Source organism: Anabaena lutea FACHB-196 (genome assembly GCF_014698305.1).
Lineage (GTDB): Bacteria > Cyanobacteriota > Cyanobacteriia > Cyanobacteriales > Nostocaceae > Anabaena > Anabaena lutea.
The window spans coordinates 37,261-61,312 of sequence record NZ_JACJST010000003.1; the positions used below are offsets into that span (position 1 = coordinate 37,261).

At 42.0% G+C, this 24,052-nt stretch carries 27 protein-coding genes and 1 tRNA gene; 12 read left to right on the plus strand and 16 right to left on the minus strand.

The window, feature by feature from the left end; all coding sequences use genetic code 11:
• Window positions 1–31: 31 nt before the first annotated feature.
• A complete protein-coding gene (gene rpsU, locus H6G59_RS04585; RefSeq protein ID WP_015214505.1) occupies window positions 32–208 on the plus strand; it encodes a 30S ribosomal protein S21 in 177 nt (58 codons plus the stop codon).
• A gap of 98 nt (window positions 209–306) precedes the next feature.
• Here rpsU and pth read toward each other — a convergent pair whose 3' ends face one another.
• The 3 genes from pth to psbH all read right to left on the minus strand — a co-directional run bounded on the left by pth (window position 307) and on the right by psbH (window position 1,686).
• Complete coding sequence (gene pth, locus H6G59_RS04590) at window positions 307–951, minus strand: aminoacyl-tRNA hydrolase (RefSeq protein WP_190711972.1); 645 nt, start codon at window positions 949–951, stop codon at window positions 307–309.
• Between the two features lie 5 nt (window positions 952–956).
• Window positions 957–1,229, minus strand: a complete 273-nt coding sequence (locus tag H6G59_RS04595; protein ID WP_127056011.1) for a TatA/E family twin arginine-targeting protein translocase — start codon at window positions 1,227–1,229, stop codon at window positions 957–959.
• A gap of 253 nt (window positions 1,230–1,482) precedes the next feature.
• Complete coding sequence (psbH, locus tag H6G59_RS04600) at window positions 1,483–1,686, minus strand: photosystem II reaction center phosphoprotein PsbH (RefSeq protein ID WP_016952633.1); 204 nt, start codon at window positions 1,684–1,686, stop codon at window positions 1,483–1,485.
• 233 nt (window positions 1,687–1,919) lie between these two features.
• Here psbH and psbN point away from each other — a divergent pair, with 233 nt between their 5' ends.
• On the plus strand, window positions 1,920–2,057 hold the full coding sequence (gene psbN, locus H6G59_RS04605; protein ID WP_127056010.1) for a photosystem II reaction center protein PsbN: 138 nt from the start codon (window positions 1,920–1,922) through the stop codon (window positions 2,055–2,057).
• Window positions 2,058–2,266: 209 nt separating this feature from the next.
• On the opposite strand, the gene H6G59_RS04610 is transcribed toward psbN, so the two are convergent.
• The gene (locus H6G59_RS04610; protein ID WP_190711973.1) at window positions 2,267–3,967 is read right to left on the minus strand and encodes an energy transducer TonB; all 1,701 of its coding nucleotides are present in this window, start codon (window positions 3,965–3,967) and stop codon (window positions 2,267–2,269) included.
• Window positions 3,968–4,349: 382 nt separating this feature from the next.
• Here H6G59_RS04610 and H6G59_RS04615 point away from each other — a divergent pair, with 382 nt between their 5' ends.
• Window positions 4,350–4,754, plus strand: a complete 405-nt coding sequence (locus H6G59_RS04615; protein WP_190711974.1) for an ExbD/TolR family protein — start codon at window positions 4,350–4,352, stop codon at window positions 4,752–4,754.
• Window positions 4,755–4,879: 125 nt separating this feature from the next.
• On the opposite strand, the gene ccsB is transcribed toward H6G59_RS04615, so the two are convergent.
• The 4 genes from ccsB to H6G59_RS04635 all read right to left on the minus strand — a co-directional run bounded on the left by ccsB (window position 4,880) and on the right by H6G59_RS04635 (window position 8,974).
• On the minus strand, window positions 4,880–5,923 hold the full coding sequence (ccsB, locus tag H6G59_RS04620) for a c-type cytochrome biogenesis protein CcsB (RefSeq protein WP_190711975.1): 1,044 nt from the start codon (window positions 5,921–5,923) through the stop codon (window positions 4,880–4,882).
• Window positions 5,924–6,354: 431 nt separating this feature from the next.
• Complete coding sequence (locus H6G59_RS04625; RefSeq protein ID WP_190711976.1) at window positions 6,355–8,043, minus strand: DUF3352 domain-containing protein; 1,689 nt, start codon at window positions 8,041–8,043, stop codon at window positions 6,355–6,357.
• A gap of 100 nt (window positions 8,044–8,143) precedes the next feature.
• Window positions 8,144–8,767 carry a chorismate lyase gene (locus tag H6G59_RS04630; RefSeq protein ID WP_190711977.1) on the minus strand — a complete coding sequence of 208 codons (624 nt, stop codon included), beginning with the start codon at window positions 8,765–8,767 and terminating at the stop codon, window positions 8,144–8,146.
• Window positions 8,768–8,893: 126 nt separating this feature from the next.
• Window positions 8,894–8,974 (minus strand) — tRNA-Leu (locus tag H6G59_RS04635).
• A gap of 297 nt (window positions 8,975–9,271) precedes the next feature.
• Between H6G59_RS04635 and accC the strand changes: the two genes are divergently transcribed.
• Window positions 9,272–10,618, plus strand: coding sequence for an acetyl-CoA carboxylase biotin carboxylase subunit (gene accC / locus H6G59_RS04640; protein WP_190711978.1), 1,347 nt, complete (start codon window positions 9,272–9,274; stop codon window positions 10,616–10,618).
• Between the two features lie 124 nt (window positions 10,619–10,742).
• On the opposite strand, the gene H6G59_RS04645 is transcribed toward accC, so the two are convergent.
• Entirely contained in the window at window positions 10,743–11,036 is a 294-nt protein-coding gene (locus tag H6G59_RS04645) for a YggT family protein (protein WP_016952644.1), read from the minus strand.
• 244 nt (window positions 11,037–11,280) lie between these two features.
• Here H6G59_RS04645 and psbX point away from each other — a divergent pair, with 244 nt between their 5' ends.
• The 4 genes from psbX (at window position 11,281) to H6G59_RS04665 (ending at window position 14,043) form a co-directional block, all read left to right on the plus strand.
• Window positions 11,281–11,400, plus strand: a complete 120-nt coding sequence (gene psbX / locus H6G59_RS04650; protein ID WP_028083398.1) for a photosystem II reaction center X protein — start codon at window positions 11,281–11,283, stop codon at window positions 11,398–11,400.
• Between the two features lie 214 nt (window positions 11,401–11,614).
• A complete protein-coding gene (locus H6G59_RS04655) occupies window positions 11,615–12,523 on the plus strand; it encodes a Ycf66 family protein (protein ID WP_127056004.1) in 909 nt (302 codons plus the stop codon).
• A gap of 307 nt (window positions 12,524–12,830) precedes the next feature.
• A complete protein-coding gene (locus tag H6G59_RS04660) occupies window positions 12,831–13,388 on the plus strand; it encodes a TolB-like translocation protein (protein WP_190711979.1) in 558 nt (185 codons plus the stop codon).
• Between the two features lie 124 nt (window positions 13,389–13,512).
• Window positions 13,513–14,043, plus strand: a complete 531-nt coding sequence (locus H6G59_RS04665) for a TolB family protein (protein ID WP_190711980.1) — start codon at window positions 13,513–13,515, stop codon at window positions 14,041–14,043.
• Window positions 14,044–14,075: 32 nt separating this feature from the next.
• Here H6G59_RS04665 and H6G59_RS04670 read toward each other — a convergent pair whose 3' ends face one another.
• The gene (locus H6G59_RS04670; RefSeq protein WP_190712289.1) at window positions 14,076–15,074 is read right to left on the minus strand and encodes a succinate dehydrogenase/fumarate reductase iron-sulfur subunit; all 999 of its coding nucleotides are present in this window, start codon (window positions 15,072–15,074) and stop codon (window positions 14,076–14,078) included.
• Window positions 15,075–16,092: 1,018 nt separating this feature from the next.
• Here H6G59_RS04670 and H6G59_RS04675 point away from each other — a divergent pair.
• The 3 genes from H6G59_RS04675 to H6G59_RS04685 all read left to right on the plus strand — a co-directional run bounded on the left by H6G59_RS04675 (window position 16,093) and on the right by H6G59_RS04685 (window position 18,414).
• On the plus strand, window positions 16,093–16,239 hold the full coding sequence (locus H6G59_RS04675; protein WP_190711981.1) for a hypothetical protein: 147 nt from the start codon (window positions 16,093–16,095) through the stop codon (window positions 16,237–16,239).
• A 439-nt stretch (window positions 16,240–16,678) separates the two neighbouring features.
• Window positions 16,679–17,116: an AbrB family transcriptional regulator gene (locus H6G59_RS04680; RefSeq protein WP_071191720.1), complete on the plus strand. Its 438-nt coding sequence runs from the start codon at window positions 16,679–16,681 to the stop codon at window positions 17,114–17,116.
• A gap of 437 nt (window positions 17,117–17,553) precedes the next feature.
• A complete protein-coding gene (locus tag H6G59_RS04685) occupies window positions 17,554–18,414 on the plus strand; it encodes a CPBP family intramembrane glutamic endopeptidase (RefSeq protein ID WP_190711982.1) in 861 nt (286 codons plus the stop codon).
• Between the two features lie 101 nt (window positions 18,415–18,515).
• Here H6G59_RS04685 and H6G59_RS04690 read toward each other — a convergent pair whose 3' ends face one another.
• The 4 genes from H6G59_RS04690 to H6G59_RS04705 form a co-directional block, all read right to left on the minus strand.
• A complete protein-coding gene (locus H6G59_RS04690; RefSeq protein ID WP_190711983.1) occupies window positions 18,516–19,637 on the minus strand; it encodes a geranylgeranyl reductase family protein in 1,122 nt (373 codons plus the stop codon).
• 227 nt (window positions 19,638–19,864) lie between these two features.
• Window positions 19,865–20,413, minus strand: a complete 549-nt coding sequence (gene frr / locus H6G59_RS04695) for a ribosome recycling factor (protein WP_190711984.1) — start codon at window positions 20,411–20,413, stop codon at window positions 19,865–19,867.
• Complete coding sequence (pyrH, locus tag H6G59_RS04700; protein ID WP_190711985.1) at window positions 20,400–21,128, minus strand: UMP kinase; 729 nt, start codon at window positions 21,126–21,128, stop codon at window positions 20,400–20,402. The genes frr and pyrH overlap by 14 nt, the downstream gene beginning before the upstream one ends.
• An 81-nt stretch (window positions 21,129–21,209) precedes the next feature.
• Entirely contained in the window at window positions 21,210–21,791 is a 582-nt protein-coding gene (locus tag H6G59_RS04705; RefSeq protein WP_190712291.1) for a thioredoxin family protein, read from the minus strand.
• A gap of 235 nt (window positions 21,792–22,026) precedes the next feature.
• Between H6G59_RS04705 and H6G59_RS04710 the strand changes: the two genes are divergently transcribed.
• Entirely contained in the window at window positions 22,027–22,938 is a 912-nt protein-coding gene (locus H6G59_RS04710; RefSeq protein ID WP_190711986.1) for an alpha/beta fold hydrolase, read from the plus strand.
• A 25-nt stretch (window positions 22,939–22,963) separates the two neighbouring features.
• On the opposite strand, the gene H6G59_RS04715 is transcribed toward H6G59_RS04710, so the two are convergent.
• The gene (locus H6G59_RS04715; RefSeq protein WP_190711987.1) at window positions 22,964–23,131 is read right to left on the minus strand and encodes a hypothetical protein; all 168 of its coding nucleotides are present in this window, start codon (window positions 23,129–23,131) and stop codon (window positions 22,964–22,966) included.
• A 564-nt stretch (window positions 23,132–23,695) separates the two neighbouring features.
• Window positions 23,696–23,902, minus strand: coding sequence for a hypothetical protein (locus H6G59_RS04720; protein ID WP_190711988.1), 207 nt, complete (start codon window positions 23,900–23,902; stop codon window positions 23,696–23,698).
• Window positions 23,903–24,052: the final 150 nt, after the last annotated feature.

Sequence of the window (24,052 nt, forward strand, 5' to 3'; positions counted from 1 at the left end):
TTATTGAGAAGAAGTTGAGGATAGACTGAGAATGACCCAGGTGGTTTTAGGAGAAAACGAAGGTATAGATTCAGCCCTCCGTCGGTTTAAACGCCAAGTCTCCAAAGCTGGTATATTGGCCGATGTAAAGTATCATAAGCACTTTGAAACTCCCCAAGAAAAACGCAAACGGAAGGCAGTCTCAGCTAGACGCAAACGTCGTTTTTAAATATCCATTCGGCTTGGTACTGGTGTAATAGTAGGTGAGAGGTGAAAAGAGGAAGTTTACCAATCACCAATTACCCATTACCAGCCCAAACCAGATAGCTAGCCACTTGGGTTAATATCAATAGTCCAGCTATTACAACGATTCATAGCCTTTTCTACACCCTGCTTCAGGCTAAGTTCAACACACTCAACCACAAACTCCAGCACCAGAGTCATCAATTTAGTTTCTGTAGCAGAAAATCGCCCCAACACATGGGAAACCGTCTCAGAATTATCATCATTAGCTACACCCTTGGGTTTACCAATACCAATTCGCAACCGGGGAAAGTTTTGGCTACTCAAATGGGAAATAGTGCTTTTCATCCCATTATGTCCCCCCGCAGAACCAGACAAGCGCAGACGCGTTTTTCCCAAAGGTAAATCCATATCATCATAAATTACCAGCACTGACTCAGGCGGTAATTTATACCAACTTGTCACCGCTTGAATAGACTGTCCAGAACGATTCATATAAGTTAGCGGCTTCAGCAGACGAATTTTACCGCCACCCCGTGCAGTCCCTTCACCAAACTGTCCTTGAAATTTGCGATTTTCCGCCAGGGGAATTTGCCAAGCACGAGAAAGAGCATCTAAAGCGGCAAAGCCAATATTATGGCGAGTTTGGTCATATTTAGGCTCTGGATTCCCCAACCCGACAATTAGCTGGGGAATTACCAAAGCTGGTTGGGTAAGAACTTCTGTCATTTTTCCTAACTGGTGGGAGAAGAACCAGCAGTATCCTGCTGCGATTTTGCTGATTCAATTTTCTTCGGTTCCAGTTCAGCAGTAGTTTTGACAGCTTCTTCCAATTGTTCAGCTTCCCGTTTAAACTCAGTTTGAAATTCATTGGAAGCTTCTTGGAAACTGCGAATAGTTTTACCTAAGCTACGACCAATTTCTGGTAGCTTCTTGGGGCCAAAGATTAACAGTGCCACTACCATAATTAAACCCATTTCTGGCAGACCAATACCAAAGATGTTCATGATTTTTCTCCTTTAGACTCTCTAACCGCAGTAGAACCTCACCATTATGTAGTCTAATCAATAGTTATATCAATAAAGAAAAATAATAGCGACAGATAGAAAACTGCAAAGCTGATGCAGTAAGTCTTTGACAATCTAAAATTTAAAATGGTATTAGCTGTTGGTGATTAACAACCATTACCCAAAGAGCAAAAAACCCGGACAAGCCGGGTCTATGGTAACTTGTTATCCAAGCTTGATGTTTTAATGGCAATTAGCCGCCTAAACTGCGCCAATCAACAAGTACATCCTGAATCAACAGAGATTTATTGTAAACTTGCAGAATAATTAACAAAAACACCAAAAATAAAGCCATAAAAACACCCATTAAAGGTGTCGTTCCCCAACCCGGAGATACTTTACCATACTCAGCATTTAAGGGTCTGAGGATATCTCCCAACTTAGTCCGTTGTGCCATAGTTCACCTAAGATCAATTGCCAAAGCTTTTTTAATTTTCTTATTGCCCACTGTAGGGTGCTGCAATATTTCAGCAGGATGTTTACCTTACAGATGAGATTATTCTGACTATGACGATAATACCACTATGAGGGTAGGGTGGTTTGCCTGGGTTTAGTGAATGCATGGGTGGTATTTATGTTAAATTTTGTAATATTCTATAAACATAGCTCTCATAATATAAACCTAAATTTATGGACTTAGAACCCGGTTTAGTGCTTGGTGTTTCTTTCTGTGCAATCCTAGTTGCCATTACTGGCATGGCAATTTACACATCCTTTGGGCCTCCTAGCACTCAGTTAGACGATCCTTTTGATGACCACGAAGATTAATCAATCTATTAACTTAAAAGGATTCTAGCTTAAGTGGTCTCGTTGAACCAAGAATCCCCGTGTCTTTAGACCGGGGAATGTCAACGAAAAAATGGGTTTGAGGTTCCCCGTCCAACGAGCGACGGCTTTCTGATAAAGTAGTAAGACGGTATAAAACTGCAACTGTTGTTTAAACCCAGAATCTCCGCATTTTTAGGGTGGGGAGTATGTCAATCGTTACTACTTCCATTAGAGGAAGGCGCAGATTCAGATGGTTGTCGAGAACGACGTAAAGCATTCTGTAACCTAGTCCCGCTATCTGATGATTGATTTGATTGGTTCAATTCCCGTCGCCGTCTTCGAGTCGATGTTTGTGGCGCTCCTGATGTTCTGACATCTGCTGTAATTTCCCGTCGCCGACGTAAGCGATTACCAAGAGAATTCGGCTCAGAACGTCGTATCCGTCGAGGGGTTGAATCTTCAGAATTTGCGCTACTGACGTTTGTTTGTCGCCGCAAACGACGACTCAATCTGCTGCTTACTGATTGTTCAGAATTGGAAGAGGCTGTTTCCAAATTTCTCCGTCTTCTTTGTGTGCGAGGAACTTCTGTATTATTACTTGATGCCTCTAAACGCTGTCTGCGTCTTGGGGTTTCTTGGGAAGAGTTTTCGGATGAAGCTACTTGCTGTTGCCTTTGTTGTTGTTCTCGTTTCTGCTGCCTCTCGCGCACTTGGCGAAAACGGCGAGAACCTTCAATAGCGTATTCTGTGGCGATTGAAACTCCTTTTCTTCCTGACTGGGAAGGCTTTAATTTCCATTCCCGCGCTTGTCTAAGGTGTTCTTCATCCAATTCCCTATCTCCACTAGAACGAGCCAAGCGGACATTAGTGACTTTACCGTTTTCATCCGTATCAACTGCTACCTCAACTCGACCTTCCGCACCTCGCCGTCTTGCCCTTTCGGAATACTTGGTTTTACAATCACTGCAAGCTGCACGACCATTGCCTGAACCATTAGAATTACCACTGCTGTCAGGTTTTTCTACTTCAGTTGGTAGCTGAGGCTGTGTTGGGGCTGCCGCTACAATTTCGCGCCTTCTACGTTCAGAAGTACCTGTCCCATTACCGGAACCTGTACCACTTCCTGTCCCATTACCAAAACCTATTCCACTGCCACTTCCACTGCCACTGCCACTTCCACTTCCACTGCCACTGCCACTTCCACTTCCACTTCCACTTCCACTTCCACTTCCACTACCTCCTGTTGGTTGATTAGATTCAGAAGAATTATTGCCAGTTCCGATTTGACCGGCTCTTGTATCTCTAATCTGACCCAGCAAGTTTCTCAAATTATCACTACTTGCTTGCGTATTAGTAGATGATTGCACAGAGGTAGTATTAGTTACTACTTTTGTCGAAACTTGAGGCTGGATATTTTCAACTGGCTTTTTTGGTTCCTGAGAAATTACAGGATCTTCCTTAAGTGGTTGAGGTGGAGAAACAGACTGGGGCTTAAAGTTATCAACCAACTTTTGTACGGGTGCGATCGCTTTTTGAATAACTGGTGGCTTTTCCACTGTTACAGGTGTTTGCGGGGGGGCTTGAACAGTTACTGGAGTCTGCGTCTGGGGTTTTGCAACAGATGCTGCGAAGGAATTACCTCCTCCACCTCCACCGCCTTCAGATGATGTTTTTTCTTCTGCTTTTTTCTCGAATGGTAATATCGGTGTTTCCTTGGCATCTGGTTCAACCAAGGTTAATTCTATAGGTTCCTCTTCCAGTTCCGGCGTTCTAGCCAAAAAATTACCAATCCCAGAGGCTAGTACCGCCATATGCAGCACCAGTGAACCAATCATACTGAAAGTCAGGAATGATTTGAGCGCCTTGACCTCTTTGACTCGCTGTTCGACTGTAATAGTGGAGAAGCTCATAATGTTATTGCTATTTTATATCGTTAATGTTCTGACAATAAAATGATTATCCACAAATGTAAAGCTATAAAAAATTCCTCTTGTAGCGACTTCCATCGGTTATGATTCAGGATAAATTTATACATATTAAGGCTTTTAGCATAAAATTTCCATAATAAAACTAATAATTAATCTCATTAAACAGTGACAAGCTCTTGACTTGTATTTTAGTTTGTTTAATTTTTTTGAAAAAAAATATCATTTATTAAACGACAATATTAGCTTGATAATAGCTAGTTTAGCGGCTTCTACTAACGATGGATAGCTTTCCTCCAAAAAGAATATGGCGAACAGCAAGCCCTACTATAATTAAGTCGCTACGAACAAGGAGGAGAGAAAACTGATGCGGCTACCAGATGAACCAGATATTCCAGCACAGATCAATATCGTACCCATGATTGATGTGATCTTTGCAATTTTGACGTTTTTTATCATGTCAACGCTATTTTTAACGCGTCAAGAAGGTTTACCCGTAAATTTGCCAAAGGCGGCGACATCACAGCAATCCCAAATTCCTACTAAAATTACCGTGACTCTAGAATCATCTGGACTCGTAAGCCTGAACAAAAAGCCGACAACAGTTGATGCTTTATCTGAGGAAATACGTACTTTAATGGGTACAGATTCAGAATCAATCGTAATAATTAATGCAGATGCTAAGGTTGAACATGGGAATGTTGTAGCGGTGATGGATAAAGTGCGTCAGGTGAAAGGTGCAAAGTTAGCGATCTCTACTCAAAAGCCTTAGTACAAGATTTCAGTAAGCCTCTTTTGGGAGAACTTTACCAAAAAACTTTTCTCCTAACTCTTCCTAACCCTCCCCTTGTAGGGGAGAGAAGAGGATCAGCTTTGATTTTTTGTATCGGTGAGGTTCTAGAAAAACCAACCGTAAGAATGTAAACCCTTACCCAAAAGATTTACACCGAGATAGCAAATCCAAACGACAACAAAGCCCGTGGCGGCTAAAATTGCAGGTTTGCGTCCTTGCCAACCGCGAGTGATTCTAGAATGCAGATAAGCCGCGAAAACTAACCAAGTGATTAACGCCCAAGTTTCTTTTGGGTCCCAACTCCAGTAAGAACCCCATGCTTCATTAGCCCAGACACCACCAGCAATAATACCGATTGTTAGTAGGGGAAATCCCAAACCGATAATGCGATAACTGATATTGTCGAGGGTTTCCGCTAAAGTCAGGCGTTGAGGTGACAGGATTTCAGCAGTTGCAATTGGAGTAGTTGTTACTGCATCCAAAACAGCAGTACCATTACCGTTGTTGTTGCTTTCATAACGAGAAAAGCCATTATTTTCCGAGGGAGGTGTTGGCGGTTGAGTAACTAATTCTCCAGCTTTAAGCAGTTTGTAACCGTTGCTGCGATAACCACCATTACCAACAGAACTACCTTGTAATTGGATATTTTGTCCGCGAGTCACAATTAAAAATGCGATCGCTAACAAAGAACCCACCATCAAAGCCGAATAACTCAACATCATCACACTGACGTGCATCATCAGCCAATTCGACTTTAAAGCAGGAACTAAAGGTTCTGACAATTGCATTGTTGATGGTAGTGTCAAAGTAGCAAAAGCCGCAATTCCCATAGCAACAGGTGCAGTGACAACCCCAACTAAACGACTACGGCTGTTATTCTCTGCAATTAAATGAACAGCGGTAATTCCCCAAGTTAAGAAAAATAGAGACTCGTAGAGATTACTCAGGGGAAAATAACCAGCTTCTATCCATCTTGCTCCTAAGAGGGTAGCAATACACAAATTAGCGATCGCCATTCCAGCTGTCCCCAAAGCCGCAGTCACCGATAAACTCGGAAAAGCCGCCCCCACCCAATACACCAACATAGTGCAGAATAAGATGGCAAAGGACGCATTATCTAGCCAGTTCTGGAGTACAACCAGATTCATAAACTTTTCTCTCCAGTGGATACTTGAATCAATTATCAGTTATCAGTTCTCAGAGAGAGTTAAAGAATAAACCTAACTCAAAAAAAGATCACTTACAGCAGAATTCAGTAGGGGTTTAGCAGTTCTAAACCCGTACAGGAGTAAAAACCCCTTGATACCCGATTGTTGGTTTAAATTTCCTACTTCCTGCAACCTGCAATCTGCTGTATCACTGATTTAATTCCGACTATTCTGATCCTATCTAGTTTTGGTCATTGCTAATTGGGTGATATCAAGTCCCCCTAATTGCTGTTCAAAAAACTCTCCCCATCCCCCTTTCTTCGTCTCTCCCCATCTCCCCATCTCCCTATCCCCCTTTCTCCGCGTCCCCGCGTCCCCCTGTCAGCCCTAATGATCAGTATTTAACCGTAGAGAATATATCTTCTCAGTCCCTATTTACCCACTTTCTTGAGTTCTAAAAAAATGTCATAGCGCTGACTACGACTATCATTAACCGCAGTCGTCACCCCAATATTCCGTGTCGCTGCGAGAAGTTTCTGTTGATTGGGAAACAAAGAATTGAGGGTAAAACTTTTAACAGTCCTGTCCACATCCAAGAAAAATTGACCCTTGGGTGGATTAAGTTCTGTGGGGACTGTCTCTTGAAAAGAGAGATTACTAGCTAAAGAGTTATTAGGTTTGGGAAGAATTTTATCAGTAATGGGAGCGCCCAAGACAAAGAAAGCCACATCATCATCTAACCAGCCATGAGTAGCCGTTAAAGTTCCAAAAGGTGAAATCCAGTTGACAACAGGTTTACCCGCCACCTTAGCCCCTTGGATCTTAAATTGGAATTGATTTTGCATAGCCTCGTCTAGCTGTTTTAAGGAATTTTCCCCAGCTTGGCGTAGGTTTTGCCCACCATTGGCATTGCTTGCCTGTACCATAAATACTAAACCTGACCGAAAATTATCTGGTGAACCATCTTTGGGAGTATTGGGAATCACCGCCACAGAAAATTCTCCTTTCATCCAAGTCAGCAAATCTCGCTCTAAATCCAGATTTGTCAAAGACTTTACACCCTGTCGCACTTGTTCTGGCGAAATGGGTGATAAAGGATTTCTTTGAGAAGTAGAAACATAGTCTCCCCAAAGCCGCTGTAAGTTACTCCCAGACAGCATCATTAAAGTTTCACTGGGAAGACGATTTTGCATTTTCCCAGCTTTATTCTCTACCGCCAACACCCGCTGACTATTAGGATTTAACCAAGAAACACCCTTTAAGCCTATTCCTTTGTCCTCTAAGATGACAGTTCCCGCTAAACCTTGGTTATTTTGAAGTTGAGCCAAAACCTGAGCAGGTAAAGGCCGATTCCTATCCGTAGCAGCTATTTTCGCAGCGGTGGGAATATTGACGTAAAACTGGGCAAAAGGTTGATAACTGGAAGTTTTTGGGAAATTCTCAACAAAGCCGGCGCTTGTCGCTAGAGATACTTTAGTTTTGTAGGCATCAATTGTTCTTTCTGCGGCTTTAGGATTATCGGTGATGACAAGAAACCGCTTATCTATTAATGCTGCTGAGAGATTTTCCCCAGCTTTTCCCTCAGTTTGTTTAATGGCGATTCCTTGATAAATCCTGTCAATCCATTTACCTTGTTTGAGCGGTTTAGGTTGTTCCAAGATACTATTGGCGATTTCTAGATTTTTGATTGGTAGCACCATTACCACTGATTGCTCAGAAGCCACTTCCGCATTAGTAGCTATTGGTTTAGGTGCAGGTTTTCCCACCGGGGGAGCCAGAATTGCAATGGTAACTTCATCACCTACCCAAGGTTGAATATCTTTCTGGAAATCGTAACCATTATTAGCCAGAAATCGTTGTTGCAATTGTACTAAATTCTTATCTAGTTCCGCTTGGGTTTCTGATGTCCCAAACTCCCGCAACTTCTGCCATTGTTTAGTATCCGTCGTCAAGGAAACTGCTAATAATGCATCTTGAGGAATAATATTTGCACCCACCGGCAAATCTCTAGATAATGGCTGTCCTTGAGTTAAGAACCAATATGCTACACTCCCCGCACCAATCAATAACCCAGCCGCTGAGAGTGTCAGCAGCAAAGACGGTTTCTTTTTTTTATTCATCACATCAAACACAAACCGTAGTTGTTAATAGTAACGCTATAGCGCCTTAGATACTATTGATAACTTCAGCACTGACTACAAAGTATTTTTTCTCCCTAATTCAATCACCATTAGCACTCTTCTGTGTGTTTCCCAAATATTTGGTTAGATAAGGCGAAAATACTTCATAAATCAAGGTTAGAGGCTGTCCATGATGCCAAAACAAATAATGACGACCCCAGAAGGGGCCAACCTCATCAAAGCCTGACTCCAGCGCAGCTGAGTAACCACAGTAAATTCCTCGAATATCTCGATACAACTCGGTGCGAATCTGAGCTAAACTCGCCCAAATTGGTAAGGAACGGTTTTGCAGATACTCATCTACATGACTCGCTTCCCACCATGAAGTAGCATATCCCAATCGCTGTCCAGAGGCAGTACGTAGCCACACCTGTCGGCGCAGTCTGGGACTGGGAACAACTTGAATTAAATCGGGAGCGTTATCTGGGTTTGTGCCAATTAACGACATATCGATAACATCCACTTCTATAGGCTCACAAGTGAGTAATTGTAAGTGTCTGGTGGGGGAGCCATCACCCAAAAGTAGCAGTTGCCAAGCTGGCGCTAACTGAGTGTGAGACAAACCTTTTTGAATATCTTCTTCTTTACCTTGCCAAATCGGATTTAGCCTATGCCAAGCAGTTGGCAATGTCAAGTTATTTGTTTGTGTAACAGTAGTAGTCAATTTTATTTACAAAACTTCACCTATCTCTATGAAAGCACAAAAAACCCAGCGTCCCAAGGGGAATCTGGGTTAGATAAGCTGACAAATATATTATCAATCAGCAGTTGTTAATTAAGACCTAAAAAATGCGGATGGCGAGACTCGAACTCGCAAGGCAAAGCCACACGCACCTCAAGCGTGCGCGTATACCAATTCCGCCACATCCGCACGGGTTGCCTAGATTTAGAATATAGCATAAAAAAGAGAATATCCCAAATATTTCCCAAATTTCTTTATTGGGATGATGGGGTGATGGGGTGATGGGGTGATGGGGTGATGGGGTGATGGGGTGATGGGGTGATGGGGTGATGGGGTCACGCGGAGATGAGGAAATGAGGATCAATAATTATCTACTGCCCCCTGCCCCCTGACAAAATTTGTGAGAATTTGCAGTAATGCGACAGCTTTATCTCAACGAGATGGGAGAGAATGTCAATCTACTGGTACTAATATCAAAGCTAGAAAATGAAGTTTGACAAAATTTTAATTGCTAATCGGGGAGAAATAGCTCTTCGCATTCTCCGAGCTTGTGAAGAAATGGGAATTGCGACGGTTGCTATTCACTCCACTGTTGACCGGAACGCTCTCCACGTCCAACTTGCGGATGAGGCAGTTTGCATTGGCGAACCTGCCAGCAGTAAAAGTTATTTGAATATTCCCAATATTATTGCCGCCGCCTTGACGCGCAATGCCACGGCCATTCATCCTGGTTATGGCTTTTTAGCTGAAAATGCTCGGTTTGCAGAAATTTGTGCTGACCATCACATTGCCTTTATTGGCCCTAGTCCCGAAGCCATCCGGTTGATGGGGGATAAAGCCACGGCCAAAGAAACCATGCAAAGAGCAGGAGTACCAACTGTACCGGGTAGCGATGGTTTGGTAGAATCTGAGCAAGAAGGTAAGAAAATCGCTGAAGATATCGGCTACCCTGTGATGATCAAAGCCACCGCAGGTGGTGGTGGACGTGGTATGCGCCTTGTCCGCTCAGAAGAAGAGTTTGTCAAACTTTTTTTAGCAGCCCAAGGAGAAGCAGGAGCCGCTTTTGGTAATGCTGGCGTTTATATAGAAAAATTTATCGAACGTCCCCGCCACATTGAATTTCAAATCTTGGCAGATAACTATGGTAATGTCATCCACTTAGGCGAGAGAGATTGTTCAATTCAGCGTCGCAATCAAAAGCTACTGGAAGAAGCTCCTAGCCCTGCGCTCGACTCAGCCCTTCGGGAAAAAATGGGAGATGCTGCCGTCAAAGCAGCCCAATTCATCAACTACACTGGCGCAGGAACTATCGAGTTTCTTCTGGATAAATCCGGTAAATTCTATTTTATGGAAATGAACACCCGGATACAAGTTGAGCATCCTGTCACAGAGATGATTACTGGTATAGACTTAGTGGTTGAACAAATCCGCATTGCCCAAGGTGAAAGACTGCAACTGACTCAAGACCAAGTAGTTTTAAGGGGTCATGCCATTGAATGCCGGATTAACGCTGAAGATCCCGATCATGATTTTCGTCCCTCTCCTGGAAAGATTAGCGGCTATCTACCACCTGGAGGACCCGGCGTGCGGATTGATTCTCATGTATACACAGATTACCAAATTCCCCCTTATTATGACTCCCTGATTGGTAAGCTAATTGTGTGGGCCCCAGACCGCCCCACTGCCATTAACCGGATGAAACGCGCTTTGCGGGAATGTGCCATTACCGGACTACCCACTACCATCGGGTTTCATCAAAAAATCATGGAAACTCCGCAGTTTTTGGAAGGCAATATTTACACCGATTTTGTCCAGGAAATGAAATTGCAGTAATTGGGAAAATGGGGAGATGGAGATTTATTAAGAAAACTGGGAGCAGCAGAGCGTCTAAGGGTCTGAATCCCGCCCTCTCCGCGTCTCCCCCTCTCCCCATTTCCCATCTCCTGCCTCCAATCACCTAGTTCACACGAGACATCATGGTCAGTAATCCTTGCTGACCTAGTAAAATTTCTCGAATGAGGCTCAAAATAGCAACCCAAATAATGGGGGTAATATCCACTCCGCCAATAGGTTGTACTAGCTTTCGCAATGGCACTAAAAAGGGTTCCGTTGGCCAAGCTATGAGATTAAAAGGCAAACGATTGAGATTCACTTGTGGATACCAAGTGAGAACGATACGGAAAATAAACAAAAATGTCATCACTCCCAAAACGGGTCCGAGAGTCCAAGAGGTCAGGTTAACACCAGTCATCACTTTCAGCTACTATCTGTGAAGAAATCAAAAACTTGGGGTCTGCCAAAAAAGTTTAAGCTTTGTAAAGCATTCTCTCTCTCATTTTAACCAAATGCTGTCGTCTTACCTGAGATTGGTGTCTTTTTTGTCGAGCGATGAAGCTGATAATTGATAATTGATAACTGATAACTGATAATTGCTTCTCAAGAAAGTGATACAAGATTAAAATTAGGATGAACAGTGTAAAAAAAGGTTGAGAACTATGACACCCTCTTTAGCAAATTTTCTTTGGAGTCTGGTTTGGGGTACTGCAATTGTGGTTATCCCTGCAACAGTTGGGCTGATTTTCATTAGCCAAAAAGATAAAATCCAACGTTTTTAATGCTTGGGGACTAGGGACTGGGGAATGGGGACTGGGAAATTGATATTTCGTATCTGCTCCCCAGCACCTATGCCCTAATGATGCTAAAAAGCTTCAGAGCTTCTTTGCCAGATGCTTTGAAGCTTAATTTGAAGCTTAAATATATGGTCAATAGTTTAGAGTAGTGATTTTAATTGTGACTCGCTAACATAGATTTGATATTGGGAAAACAGAAATGATAAATTTTGGGCTGAATTCAGCTGGTGTTTTGGCTCAGGTTAATTTTGGGACGAACTCAGCCAGTATTCTAGGAATTTTCCTGGCTGTGGCTGGAGCAGCACTGTATTTTCTTCGCACTGTGCGTCCAGAACTTTCACGAGATCAAGATATCTTTTTTGCAGCAGTAGGCTTGCTGTGTGGTTTTATTCTAATCTTCCAAGGATGGCGGCTAGACCCAATTCTACAATTTGGTCAGTTGCTTTTAGTTGGTACTACTGTATTTTTTGCAGTTGAAAGTATTCGTCTACGGAGTATAGCGACTCAACAAGCTAAACGGAATACGCCAATTGTGGACGATGAGCGCGAGGTCAGCAGAAAATATTCTTACTCTGAGCGGCGGAATTATCAAGCTGAGATGGATGCAGATTTGGAACCACTGCCTTATGAGGAGGAAGAACGTCCTCAACGTGCTAGGATTCGCGGTAGCAGAGATGAAGAATCCGGGCGTGATGATTATTATGAGGAGCAACCTCCCCGCCGTTCAGAACGCCGCAATAATCGGGAAAAACCAGAAACAGGCGAGACTAACCGTCGTCCCAGTTCTAGGCGTTCAGTCAGTCGCCCTACTGAAAGTTATGAAGAAGAAAATTGGGGTTCTGTTTCTAGGGGAGTTGATGATTGGGAAAGTCCACCAGAGGACGTAAAAAAAACACCCCGTCGTACTAATAACCGACCCCAGCGTCCAGAAAGTCGTGAGGATGATGTTGCTCCCAGACCAAGAAAGCGTCGTCCACCGACTGATTCTACTCCCCGCAGACAGAGGGATGATGATGAAGCAATTCCCACTGATTATGTGCCATACAACCCAATCGAAAAGCCAAGTGAGCGGCCAGATAATTCCAACGATTTTGATGACGACATTTAAAATATTTGGGGTGGTGATTGTCTCGGAGGAGAGGGCTAAAAACTGGAGTCAAAATTTTAGCTAAATCTACTGAAAATTGTTTAAATTTAAGTAAAAAAGTATTGACAAAGGTAAATTAGTTAATCTAGGATGCCTTATGGGCAATAACCAAGCCTTAAATTATGAGAATTCTAAGGTAGAGTAAGCTTCGTCCAAACCTAAAGCCTGTAGATTAAGTAAGTGCCGTCACTCTTAAAGTGAAGCAGGAAGCTAACTTCAAATCTTGAGGTAGATTTGAATAAGTTTAGTAAAGCGGAAAAAGTTTGATGTGAAAATATTTATATCTAGATTTTGGCTCCAACAACCAATTCATTGGAGCCTAATTTTTGGTTTGACAAGCTTACTTGTATCCTGTGGTGCTAATGATATTTCTTTAGGGCCTACTTCTCTGAATAGTCGCTATAAGGAGGAGCAACCTGCATTTAGTGGAAATGGTCGGTTTTTAGCTTTTGTATCCAATCGCAATGGTAGTCAGCAGTTGTTAGTGTACGACTTAGAAACCCAAGTTTTTATTCGTACACCGGGTTTAAACAGACGGGAAACAATTGCCGAAAGTCCTAGCCAGAGCTATACAGGTCGTTATATCTGTTATATTACCAGCGACCAAGGTAGGCCAGTGATAGCATTGTACGATCGCTCTATACAACAGTCACAAATCCTCACTCCTACCTATCGGGGTTGGATCAGAAATCCTTACATCAGTCCTGATGGACGTTACGTTGTGTTTGAATCTGCTAGTCGTGGACAGTGGGATATTGAAGTTTTAGATCGAGGTCCGACTGTGGAGTTAGATATTCCCAATGGTGCAACTGTGAATAATTCGTAATTCGTAATAATGCCGACCGCAGGCTACCGCCAACGTAATTCGTAATTGGGAACAGGAATTATTGATTCTCCTGTGCCTCCCAATAACCAATGACTAATGACTAATGACTAATGACTAATGACTAATGACTAATGACAAATTATCTATTATTATTTTATTTTTAAGCTCTAGTTTGTTGACTGGGTGTTTTGGCTACCCGCGTTTGTTAAGTTATCCATTTGATGCCGGTGGTCGGAGTCTCAATAGTCTGGCTTCAGAAGTAAATCCCCAAATTTCTGGGAGATATATTGTGTTTACGACTGACCGCAGGGGTAGCCAAGATGTCTATATGTTCGATACGGTGACTCGGAATTTGGTGGACTTACCGGATTTGAATTCCTTTGATAGCATTGCAACTCATCCTTCAGTGACTCAAGATGGTCGTTATATTGTGTTTGTGGGGAGTCGTCAGGGGAGATCTGCGATTTTTCTCTATGACCGAGAAACTCGTCAATCACGGAATTTAACTGCTAATCTGCAAGCGGAAATCCGCAATCCTACAATTAGTGCTGATGGGACTAGGATTGCTTTTGAGTTTAGTAATAATGGGCAATGGGATATTTTACTGTATGACCGTTCTGGACGACAGTTGAATATCCCACAAGAACCTAAATAATTCGTAATTCGTAATTACTACCCAGTCCCCAGTCAGGATTCGGTTTTTTGGACGGATTCGATGAGCGATCGCACTTGTTGTGTCCCTGCTGATGGTTCAAACCAGAGGGGGAATTTACCCCGGACGAGCATTCGCAAGCCTAAAGGTGCAAGGCTGAGTAATCCTTTTAAATCGCGGAAGTAGTTACCAACTACTTGGATACCAAATTGACGTTCATCAATCCAACCACCTGCTTTCACTAACTCGATCAATACTTTGCGGTGACGAATGGAACGGCTATCACTGGCTTGTTTGCGATCGAGAATTTCTTGTTTAATTTTGGTGATTTGTTCTAATGGTGCAACTTCCATTGGACAAACTGAATCGCAGTATAAACAGCGAGTACAACCCCAAACGCCTTTAGTACCTTCGTTATAGTTTTCTAAACGATTTTCAGTATCACAATCGCGGGAATCGGCTACCATGCGATATGCTTTGGCCAGAGCATGAGGTCCAACAAAGTCGGAATTTACTTCACGGGCGTTGCATTCAGAGTAGCAAGCACCGCACATAATACAATTGCCGGTTTGATCGAGGAGCGATCGCTCTTGTGGTGTTTGCAAAAACTCTTTTTCTGGTACTTGTCGTGCTGCGGTACTCACATAAGGAGCAACAGCTTCTAAATTATTCCAAAAACTGCTCATATCCACGACCAAATCCTTAATTACGGGCATATTACCCAAAGGAGCGATGGTGATTTCGTGAATGGTATGATCTTGGGTTTTAGATGATGAAATTTGTGGTAATCTAGCTAATTCACTGCCAACATTTTCCTTACAAGCTAAAGCCGAACGTCCATTGATTCGCATCGCACAGCTACCACAAATGGTATTGCGGCAATTTTTGCGAAATGCTAAAGTTCCATCTTGTTCCCACTTAATCTGATTGAGGCAATCTAGGATTGTATTACCTGGTTCTACCTGCAAAGGATAAGTTTGCACAACAGGGACGGAATTTTGTTGCTGCCGAATAATCTTAAAAATAACTTCCATTGTTACCCACCAAATTATTAAAATTGCCTCACCTGGCTCCGAAATCATGAATACAAGCTAGTTGTTGTGAAAAATCAGCAGCTAAGAGGCTGACATTTCTGGATCTGATGATTTCACTTCAAGGATAACTACTAAGATTTTAGTTGTGGAAGTGCCGTCCGGGGCATTTGTCTGCAAAAAGCATATGGTTCGATTTCATTTACTTGTTGGACAGTACAAGGTAGCGGTGTTTAACCGTGCCAATTTTAGATTTTGGATTTTGGAAAATGGAATTGTTTTTTTGTACCCTTACGGGGAAGCAAGCTATATACCTCACCCCTTGTGGGTGCAGTCAATCTCAAATCGCAAATCTAAAATCCAAAATTGTTTGACCTAGAAAGGTGCTTGCCTGATTAAATGTACCTTAGACTATCATTACATCTTGAAGTCTGCTCAAGGATGAAGGCTTGGGGACTGGACTTTTCCACCTTTACAGGTATGGAGCATAAATTTTGAAAAATCTTTTTTTATTTTCGCCGACAAGCAGCGAGGGATTTACTGATAACTACTTTAACCTTGATCCTTCACACTTCACACTTCTTTAGTCAAGTCCCAGTTATAAAAATTCTTCAAGCAGTAGGGAAGAACGATATTTTAAATATGTAGAAGTGTTAAAGCGGATGACAATCATCTGGTCGTGACTATCAAGCAGCGGATAGATGTGGTAAATTGTTTCTTCCCCTAGACAGACTTACAGAATAATTCGAGAGATTTGGCCTGATGCTAATAAAAGGGTGGAAAATCCAGCCTGCTTTTTGTTTCATCTCTATCAAGAAAACTGTAGATTTAACTCACTCACTCAAAATTGCTCCTCTCAATTAGATAAATTTTTATAAAAGCCATGACCCAATACTCATGAGAGCATAAACCCAGAGGAAAATCCACACTGCTTTTTCTCTCCCCACGTTCAGGGATTAAAAAAAAAGTTGCGCCGCAAGTTGAATTTTAAATTAAACAAATATTTTGCTATTATTAGTCCATGCTAGTATTTAATAGAAAATTACGAAGGAACAAAACCAAAGCTAATAACCGCACTTGTGCGGCTACTGCTGATTTGTTTATTCGTAATGTAGAGATAAGACAATTCACATCTCTACTGGCTGGACAAAAGGGTGTATGTCCGTAAGACCATAAGCAAATACTATGCTGTCTTAAGCTTGAGATGAGGAGTGGGGACTACCCTACAAGTCAAGGTCAAGAAAGGCAAGCACTGAAAGTGGAAAACCTGCAATTTATTGTCTCTACTACTTTTTTGTAGTAGAACTAACCTGATTTGTAAAGGTGGCTTAAAATTACACCCCTACAGTAACGCCAAAAGATAAAATACTTTTATTTCTAATGGCGAATGATGGTTAAAAGTGCTGTAAAATCACCTAAATAAATGTCTGTGACTACCATGACCTCTAATTTATTGTGGATAGAGGTGCTTGGGCTGCTCATATCAGCAGGAATTCACTCCTAACCCTAGAGTCTTCAGTAGCTCTATGCAGTGGCTAAGAAGCCAAATACTGGGATAAAACGACATTGTTGATCAGCTTGGAGAGATTAAGGAAATTTTGAGAATAATGACTGAAACTGCAACCGCCGCATTAACTGGAAAAGCACTACTTGCTAAAGTAAAAGAGCTTTCTAATTTACCCCGCCGAGAAAGAGCAAAGCAGTGCGGCTATTACACCGTCACTAAAAATAACCAAGTTCGTGTTAATCTCACCGATTTTTATGATGCTTTGCTGTCTGCTAGAGGTATTCCTCTTAGTCCAGAAGCACCTAAAGATGGACGTGGCCGCGAACCGACATACCGCGTAAGTGTTCACCAAAATCGTCAAATTGTCATTGGTGCTACTTATACCAAAGCAATGGGCTTAAAACCTGGTGATGAGTTTGAAATTAGGCTCGGTTACAAGCATATTCACTTGATTCAGTTAGGTGAAAGTGATAAAAAATTAACATCCCAGGATGTAGACTCTGACGAAACAGAGTTAGAAGATGAAGAGGAAAATTAAATTTTTCTGATAGTAGGGGTAAGTTTTGGGTGAATGCTTGATAACTTGTCCCTACAGCTACAGGTAACTAGTACAGCAGGGCGGAATTAAAAATTAAAAATTAAAAATTAAAAAAGCAGATTACATCAGCTGTTGAAGAATTTTTAATGGTTGGTTGGCGGCTGCCTTTGTGTACTAGGATTTGTAGGTTAAAAATTCATTCACAAAAAAATTCCGACTTTACCAACAATTTAAGATTTTAGAAAAGCCGATTTGAGATTTTTTTGTTTGAGGTTGATGAGGGATTAAAGTTTCTCTAAGCCAAAACCCTTTGTGGGTGACATAAATCCAAAATCTAAAATCCAAAATCCAAAATTGGTGAAACTTTTGCATGAGTCACAAATTCTAGTAGAGTCTTGATTAATAAACAAGAACTCTATTTTGGATAGAAGTATATCGTGTTTTTTTTGTCTGTTTCAATAGCATTTTTAGAGCCATTGGCCAATACCTTACTGACATTTCTTAAAGATTCCTCAGTATTGTACATTGTCATGGCTTTTTTAATTACTTGGGTAGGGTGCTGGTTGCCAATAGCAGCGATAATTGGGATGGTTATAAATTGGCAACTTAATAAACCTTTACAACCAGATCAAAAAATACCTTTATTGGTGTCCCTCTATTTATTAGCACCCTTGATTCTCTGGGGAATAAATGGGCTAGGACTGGGGTCTTTTGCTGATTATGGTTTGGTTGTTAACCGTTCTATTTTTGGTTCCTTACTGCTGGGTTTTGGTTTGGGTGTGTTGGGATTAGTTGTAGTGTTTACCTGCCAATTTTGGCTAGGTTGGTGCTATTTAGAAAAATCAAATATCAAGTTAATACCAACTATTTTGCTACCAATTTCCTTGGTGGCTTTGTTTGTGGGTGGGATAGAAGAATTAGTTTTTCGGGGTTTTTTATTGACTCAGTTAGAGAAGGATTACGCAATTTGGGTAGCAGCGATTATTTCCAGCTTGATTTTTGCTTTACTACATTTAGTTTGGGAACAACGGGAAACTGTACCGCAAATCCCTGGGTTGTGGTTAATGGGAATGGTTTTAGTGGTGGCCAGATTCGCTGATAGTAATAATTTAGGAATAGCTTGGGGACTTCATGCCGGATGGGTATGGGCGATCGCTACCATAGATACAGCAGAACTCATTACCTACACAGGTAAAGTCTCAGAATGGCTAACAGGTAAAAACAAAAAACCCCTAGCTGGTTTGGCTGGGGTTCTGTGCGTTCTGCTAACAGGAGCAATTCTTTGGTGTTTTTCTTAAAATGAGTTATGAAAAACAAGATCCCGAACTTATTGGATAAGTCCGGGATATGAGTGTAATTACGAATTACGAATTACGAATTACGAATTACGAATTATTACCTAGCCGCCAAAACCAGGGATTAAACGTTTCAATGCGCGACCGGCAACATCGCCATAGCGCAATTCCCCACAAAGAATTTTACCCATGATTTGAGCGCCGGAGGGACGTTTAACACCCACTTTATAACCAATACCAGGGAAGCGATAAAATGCTCCGGCTAATTTTTGCGCCCAAGCCATTTCAGAACCCCATTGTTCGTTAACGGCGTTGCTATATTGCTCTAAGGCGTTGATATCCCCACTAAGAGCATCGTTAATGGATGCTGCGGCTAGGACACCACTAAAAATAGAGGGACGAATACCTTCGGCGGTAAAAGGATCAACTACACAAGCGGCTTCACCGGCTAAAACTGCATTTTGGGTATGCAGCTTTTGGTTTCCATCCCAGATGCACAGGGGATGACCATACTGCTTGCTATTGGTGACATTCACATTAAAAGATTTGGCGTATTCATCTAAAATTTTCTTAAAATCCTGGGGTTCGCCACCTATAAATGTACCAACCCCGATAGAATAACCGTCAGCTTTGGGGAAATTCCAGATATAACCGTTTTTGACTAAACCAAACTCAAAGTGAATTGTCGATTTATTTTCTACATTTGCCGGAATTTCGGCTTCTAATGCTCCTGCTAGACGGCGTTTACGGTCTTTGAAGCCGAGCCATTTTGCCATTGGACCCTTTGCACCATCAGCGGCGATTAGGTAGCGGCCTTCTACTGATCCGTTGGCTGTGTTAACTTGCCAATAATCGGTTTTAAATTCAATGCCTGTGACTTCTGTATTGTCTCGTAGTTCAGCGCCTTGACTTTGAGCTTGCTGTACTAAGAAATGGTCAAAAACATCTCGCCGCACCATCCAGACTGGTTCTTTGGTGGCGATTTTGGCTTCTACGGGGTCGCCTAATTTCCAAGTGAAGCGGAGAGAGTCAGCTTTGACAGAAATTGCGGGGCTAAAGTCAAAGTCAAACCATTGCGCGATCGCTGGTGACACACCACCACCACAAGGCTTATATCTGGGCAGGGATTCTTTTTCCAGAACTAAGACTGAGCGTCCTCGCTTGGCTAAATGATATGCTGCTGTTCCACCCGCTGGGCCAGCACCGATGATGATGCAGTCGTACATAATGGCTGAATTTTTGCGTTTTATTTTAATTAGTTGATTTTCCAGTATATATAAGCGTTTCGGATTTTTGGTGAAGTTTCAATAAATATCGGGAAGGGGAATAGGTGACAGGTGACAGGGAACAGGAAACAGGAGGCAGGAATAATAAAGAAAGATAAATACTCTCCCCATCTCCCCATCTCCCCATCTCCCCATCTCCCCATCTCCCCATCTGGAGCGTCCCCAGCTTAGACGGTGGTGATGTCTTTTTCTTTGTCTGTCAACAACTCATCAATTCTGGCAGTGTACTTATTTGTCAGTTTTTGCAGTTTGTCTTGCTGATCTCGTGATTCGTCTTCGGAAATTTCCGCAGCTTTTTCCTGTTTACGAATCGAGTCAAGAGCATCACGGCGGATATTGCGAATGCCTACCCGACCTTCTTCAGCATACTTAGCGGCCATTTTGACAAATTCTTTCCGGCGATCGCTTGTCAAAGGTGGAATATTGAGCCGAATGACAGAACCGTCATTACTGGGGGTTATACCTATATCTGACAAAGAAATTGCCTTTTCAACTATGTTGAGACTGCTCTTATCGTAAGGCTGAATCAAGATTGTTGAAGCATCAGGGGTGCTGATATTTGCTAGAGATTTCAAGGGGGTGGGTGTACCGTAATATTCCACCTGTACCTTATCTAGTAGACTTGCATTGGCACGACCAGTGCGAATGGTATTAAAAGCTCGTTGAGTGGCCTCAACGGTATGTTGCATTTTACTTTCAGCTTCAGCTAATTTCACAAGAACCTCCCACAAGGGTACCGATAGATTCTCCCATTACTGCTCGGTGGATGTTACCTCGCACCGTTAAGTCAAATACAAGAATGGGAATATTATTTTCTTTACACAAGGCAATTGCGGTGCTATCCATGACTCGCAAATCTTTAGCCAAAACATGGGCGTAGGTGAGGGTTTTATAACGCTTGGCATCAGGATGAATTTGAGGATCAGCGTCGTAGATTCCGTCTACTTTAGTGGCTTTAAAAATCACTTCTGCATCAATTTCGGCTGCTCTTAAAGCGGCAGTGGTATCTGTTGTAAAGAAGGGATTTCCCGAACCTGCACCAAAAATTACCACCCGTCCTTTTTCGAGATGACGGATGGCACGACGACGAATATACGGTTCTGCTAATTCTTGCATAGCGATCGCGGTTTGTACCCGCGTCTGTACCCCTATTCGTTCTAGCGAATCTTGCAGCGTCATGGCATTCATTACCGTGGCAATCATCCCTATGTAGTCAGCGGCTGCCCTGTCCATACCCGCCGATGCCGCTTTGACACCTCTAAAAATATTGCCGCCGCCAACGACGATGGCGATTTGAACGCCAGTGGTTACCACCTCTCCTACCTCTGCGGCTATTTCTTTGACCACTTCTGGATCAATACCATAGCCCATGTTGCCCATCAAGGCTTCACCACTCAGTTTAAGTAAAACCCGTCGGTAATTCGTTCCCATGAAGTTTCGCTTTATCAAAAAAGTTGCAATTGCCTCCAATTTAAGATAGCAGTACAATGACTATCTGTGTTTAGTTCTGGTCTATTTCCGCCATACTAATGGCGTACCAACTGGTTGTGTTTGTACTGGCTGGATTTCTTGACCTTGAAATAATGCTGCGATCGCATTTCTTAAATAATCTGTTCCCTCTGCTAATGGATCTTGGGGATGATCGTCAATTTGTCCTTTGTACCGCAAAATTCCATCATGATCGATTAAAAAAGCTGTAGGTGTGATGATGGCACCAAAGCTACAAGTCACATCCTGGGTTGAGTCCCTTAGGTAGGGAAAGTTTAACTCATGTTGCTGGGCAAAAGCTTTCATTTTCTCAAAGTTTGACCCAGGGCTAAAGTCTTCTCCATTTTTAACATCATTATTATTGGCATGACTACCATTTAATCCGATTAGTGTGAAGCCACTTGGGGAGAATTCCGCTTGAATACTCTTTAGCCTACTAACATACAACTCTACATAGGGACAATCGTTACACATCGAGATGACACATACAGAGCGTAAATTTTCTAAATAACGGCTGAGATGGTGTACGCGCTCATCAACTCCTGGTAACTCAAAATCTGGGGAATAACTGCCAATCGGCGTATCAATTGTTTCTAGTATAGTCATCTTCTCTTGCCCGAAGGAACTAGGAACAAAAACTTTTTCAAAATCAGCGTTGGTTTGCAGGTGTAAAACCACGCCTTAGCATCTGTTTTATATCCAATTAATTTTATATACTAATTTAGGTGGCGTAAATTGTAAAACTACCCAATCTAGTACTGGTGCTATTTTCATCATCCGAAAGTATATTTTTTATGTGAATTTTATTTAAAAATATTGCCAAGCACCACGTAAATTTTTTATGACAAATTCTACAGACGCATTTACATCCACAAAAACCTGGCTTTGGCAAGGGTTTCCCATCTGTTACCAAACCCAAGGAACTAGTGGACCGGCTGTGATTCTGGTGCATGGCTTTGGCGCATCATGGCTACACTGGCGCAAAAATATACCAGTTTTAGCAGAAAATTGTCGGGTTTATGCCATTGATTTAATTGGCTTTGGTGGTTCAGCTAAACCTGCACCCGGTGAGACAATTACCTACACACTAGAAACTTGGGGACAGCAAATAGCAGATTTTTGTCGGGAAGTGGTGGGTGAACCTGCGTTTCTAGTGGGAAATTCCATTGGTTGTATTGTCGCTCTGCAAGCTGCGGTAATTAACCCGGATATGGCTTTAGGAACTGCGCTACTGAACTGTTCTTTGCGGTTATTGCACGATCGCAAGCGTGTTACTTTACCTTGGATCAAGCGGTTTGGTGCGCCTATTCTACAAAATTTTTTATCTATTAAACCAGTAGGTAATTTCTTTTTTAGTCAATTAGCTCAACCAAAAACAGTCAAAAAGATTCTTTTACAAGCCTATGCTAACGGAGAAACAGTGACAGATGAGTTAGTAGATATTTTGATGACACCGGCAAAAGATCCTGGTGCTGCTGCTGTATTTTTGGCTTTTACTGCTTATTCCAGTGGACCTTTAGCGGAAGAATTATTACCTATATTATCTTGTCCAGCGATTATTTTATGGGGAACGGCTGACCCTTGGGAACCTATTGATTTAGGTAAAGAGTTAGCCAATTTTCCCCAAGTACAAAAGTTTATTCCTTTAGAAGGTGTGGGGCATTGCCCTCAAGATGAAGCTCCTGAGTTGGTAAATCCCATTTTACTCGATTGGATTGGTGAGCAATCTCCACATATACCCAGCGGTCACTGATAGGTGATTTATTGAGTTGAATTACTTACCAGCCACGTCCGCGACCGTAACCGCCCCAGCCACGTCCGCGACCGTAACCACCCCAGCCACGTCCGCGACCATAACCACCCCAGCCACGTCCCCCTGCTAAAACTTCCTGTTCCTCTGCGGATAATTCCGTCAACAACTTAGATGAAATAATTTTATTTGACATAGTTGTTAGCCTCCATTAGTTGAGAAATCTTATTCAGTCATAATCTTTTTATAAAGTTAATCTTGATCAATTCAATTATTCTATGGTTATAAACTAATAGTTATAATTTCTATCTTTTGGAGCAAATCAATTATAGGAGGAGTCAGGAGACGCTTCGCAGACCTATGGCTTACGCCACGCTGCGCTATCGGGTCAGGAGTAAAACCCTCTTATAGTAAGAGTTTCATTATCAATTGATGTCCTAACCACCCTGTCCACGGCTATAATTTATGAGTTGATTTTTCCCATCAGAAACTACTACAATCATGCGTAATTCACAATTTAAAAATTTCATATTAAAAAAGGAGAGAGGAGAAAATTAGGTATGAATCCTAGCAGGTTTCTATTTTATTTCTCAGCCGTGGACGTAAAGATTTACGAGTAGATCTGAGACTTAGATACGGCTGATGCTTGATAGCAAGTGATTGATACGAAAATTTCCCTTCATCCGATAACTACAAGATTAAAAAACCAAGACTATCAAAGATAGCTCAGTTTATAAACTTTACCTACTGAGGAAGAGAATTACTCACGGTATTTATCGCAAGTATCAGAATAGCTCTCATCCTCGTCAGAGGGTGTATATTGATTATATTTTTGGTAGTCGCCTCCACATTTTTGTTTTTTCGGTTTACAGGAACGGGTAGACTTGTAACATCCTCCAGATAAAAGTTGTTGTTCTTCTGCGGATAGTTCTACAAGCAAGTTAGATATATTGTGTTGAAGTGACATAATTATGTGCCTCATCTGAGGGAATTGTTTTCTTTTTCATTAGGAGGAAAGAGAAAGTGAAGAGTTATCTCTAGTAGTTTCCTTGGGAGTATCTAGAAGTTGAATGTAATGTTTGAAGAGAACATCTGAGACTACCCAAACTCTCTCAAA

Bases quoted from the DNA above. Each gene is read 5' to 3' on its own strand.
- psbX (WP_028083398.1), top strand. From the start codon at position 11,281: ATGACACCCTCTTTAGCAAATTTTCTTTGGAGTCTGGTTTGGGGTACT.
- pyrH (WP_190711985.1), bottom strand. From the start codon at position 21,128: ATGGGAACGAATTACCGACGGGTTTTACTTAAACTGAGTGGTGAAGCC.
- H6G59_RS04655 (WP_127056004.1), top strand. From the start codon at position 11,615: ATGATAAATTTTGGGCTGAATTCAGCTGGTGTTTTGGCTCAGGTTAAT.
- ccsB (WP_190711975.1), bottom strand. From the start codon at position 5,923: ATGAATCTGGTTGTACTCCAGAACTGGCTAGATAATGCGTCCTTTGCC.
- H6G59_RS04715 (WP_190711987.1), bottom strand. From the start codon at position 23,131: ATGTCAAATAAAATTATTTCATCTAAGTTGTTGACGGAATTATCCGCA.
- H6G59_RS04680 (WP_071191720.1), top strand. From the start codon at position 16,679: ATGACTGAAACTGCAACCGCCGCATTAACTGGAAAAGCACTACTTGCT.
- rpsU (WP_015214505.1), top strand. From the start codon at position 32: ATGACCCAGGTGGTTTTAGGAGAAAACGAAGGTATAGATTCAGCCCTC.
- H6G59_RS04615 (WP_190711974.1), top strand. From the start codon at position 4,350: ATGCGGCTACCAGATGAACCAGATATTCCAGCACAGATCAATATCGTA.
- pth (WP_190711972.1), bottom strand. From the start codon at position 951: ATGACAGAAGTTCTTACCCAACCAGCTTTGGTAATTCCCCAGCTAATT.
- psbH (WP_016952633.1), bottom strand. From the start codon at position 1,686: ATGGCACAACGGACTAAGTTGGGAGATATCCTCAGACCCTTAAATGCT.
- H6G59_RS04645 (WP_016952644.1), bottom strand. From the start codon at position 11,036: ATGACTGGTGTTAACCTGACCTCTTGGACTCTCGGACCCGTTTTGGGA.
- H6G59_RS04670 (WP_190712289.1), bottom strand. From the start codon at position 15,074: ATGGAAGTTATTTTTAAGATTATTCGGCAGCAACAAAATTCCGTCCCT.
- H6G59_RS04625 (WP_190711976.1), bottom strand. From the start codon at position 8,043: ATGAATAAAAAAAAGAAACCGTCTTTGCTGCTGACACTCTCAGCGGCT.
- H6G59_RS04690 (WP_190711983.1), bottom strand. From the start codon at position 19,637: ATGTACGACTGCATCATCATCGGTGCTGGCCCAGCGGGTGGAACAGCA.
- H6G59_RS04720 (WP_190711988.1), bottom strand. From the start codon at position 23,902: ATGTCACTTCAACACAATATATCTAACTTGCTTGTAGAACTATCCGCA.
- accC (WP_190711978.1), top strand. From the start codon at position 9,272: ATGAAGTTTGACAAAATTTTAATTGCTAATCGGGGAGAAATAGCTCTT.
- H6G59_RS04710 (WP_190711986.1), top strand. From the start codon at position 22,027: ATGACAAATTCTACAGACGCATTTACATCCACAAAAACCTGGCTTTGG.
- H6G59_RS04705 (WP_190712291.1), bottom strand. From the start codon at position 21,791: ATGACTATACTAGAAACAATTGATACGCCGATTGGCAGTTATTCCCCA.
- H6G59_RS04595 (WP_127056011.1), bottom strand. From the start codon at position 1,229: ATGAACATCTTTGGTATTGGTCTGCCAGAAATGGGTTTAATTATGGTA.
- H6G59_RS04675 (WP_190711981.1), top strand. From the start codon at position 16,093: ATGCTAGTATTTAATAGAAAATTACGAAGGAACAAAACCAAAGCTAAT.
- psbN (WP_127056010.1), top strand. From the start codon at position 1,920: ATGGACTTAGAACCCGGTTTAGTGCTTGGTGTTTCTTTCTGTGCAATC.
- H6G59_RS04665 (WP_190711980.1), top strand. From the start codon at position 13,513: ATGACTAATGACAAATTATCTATTATTATTTTATTTTTAAGCTCTAGT.
- H6G59_RS04610 (WP_190711973.1), bottom strand. From the start codon at position 3,967: ATGAGCTTCTCCACTATTACAGTCGAACAGCGAGTCAAAGAGGTCAAG.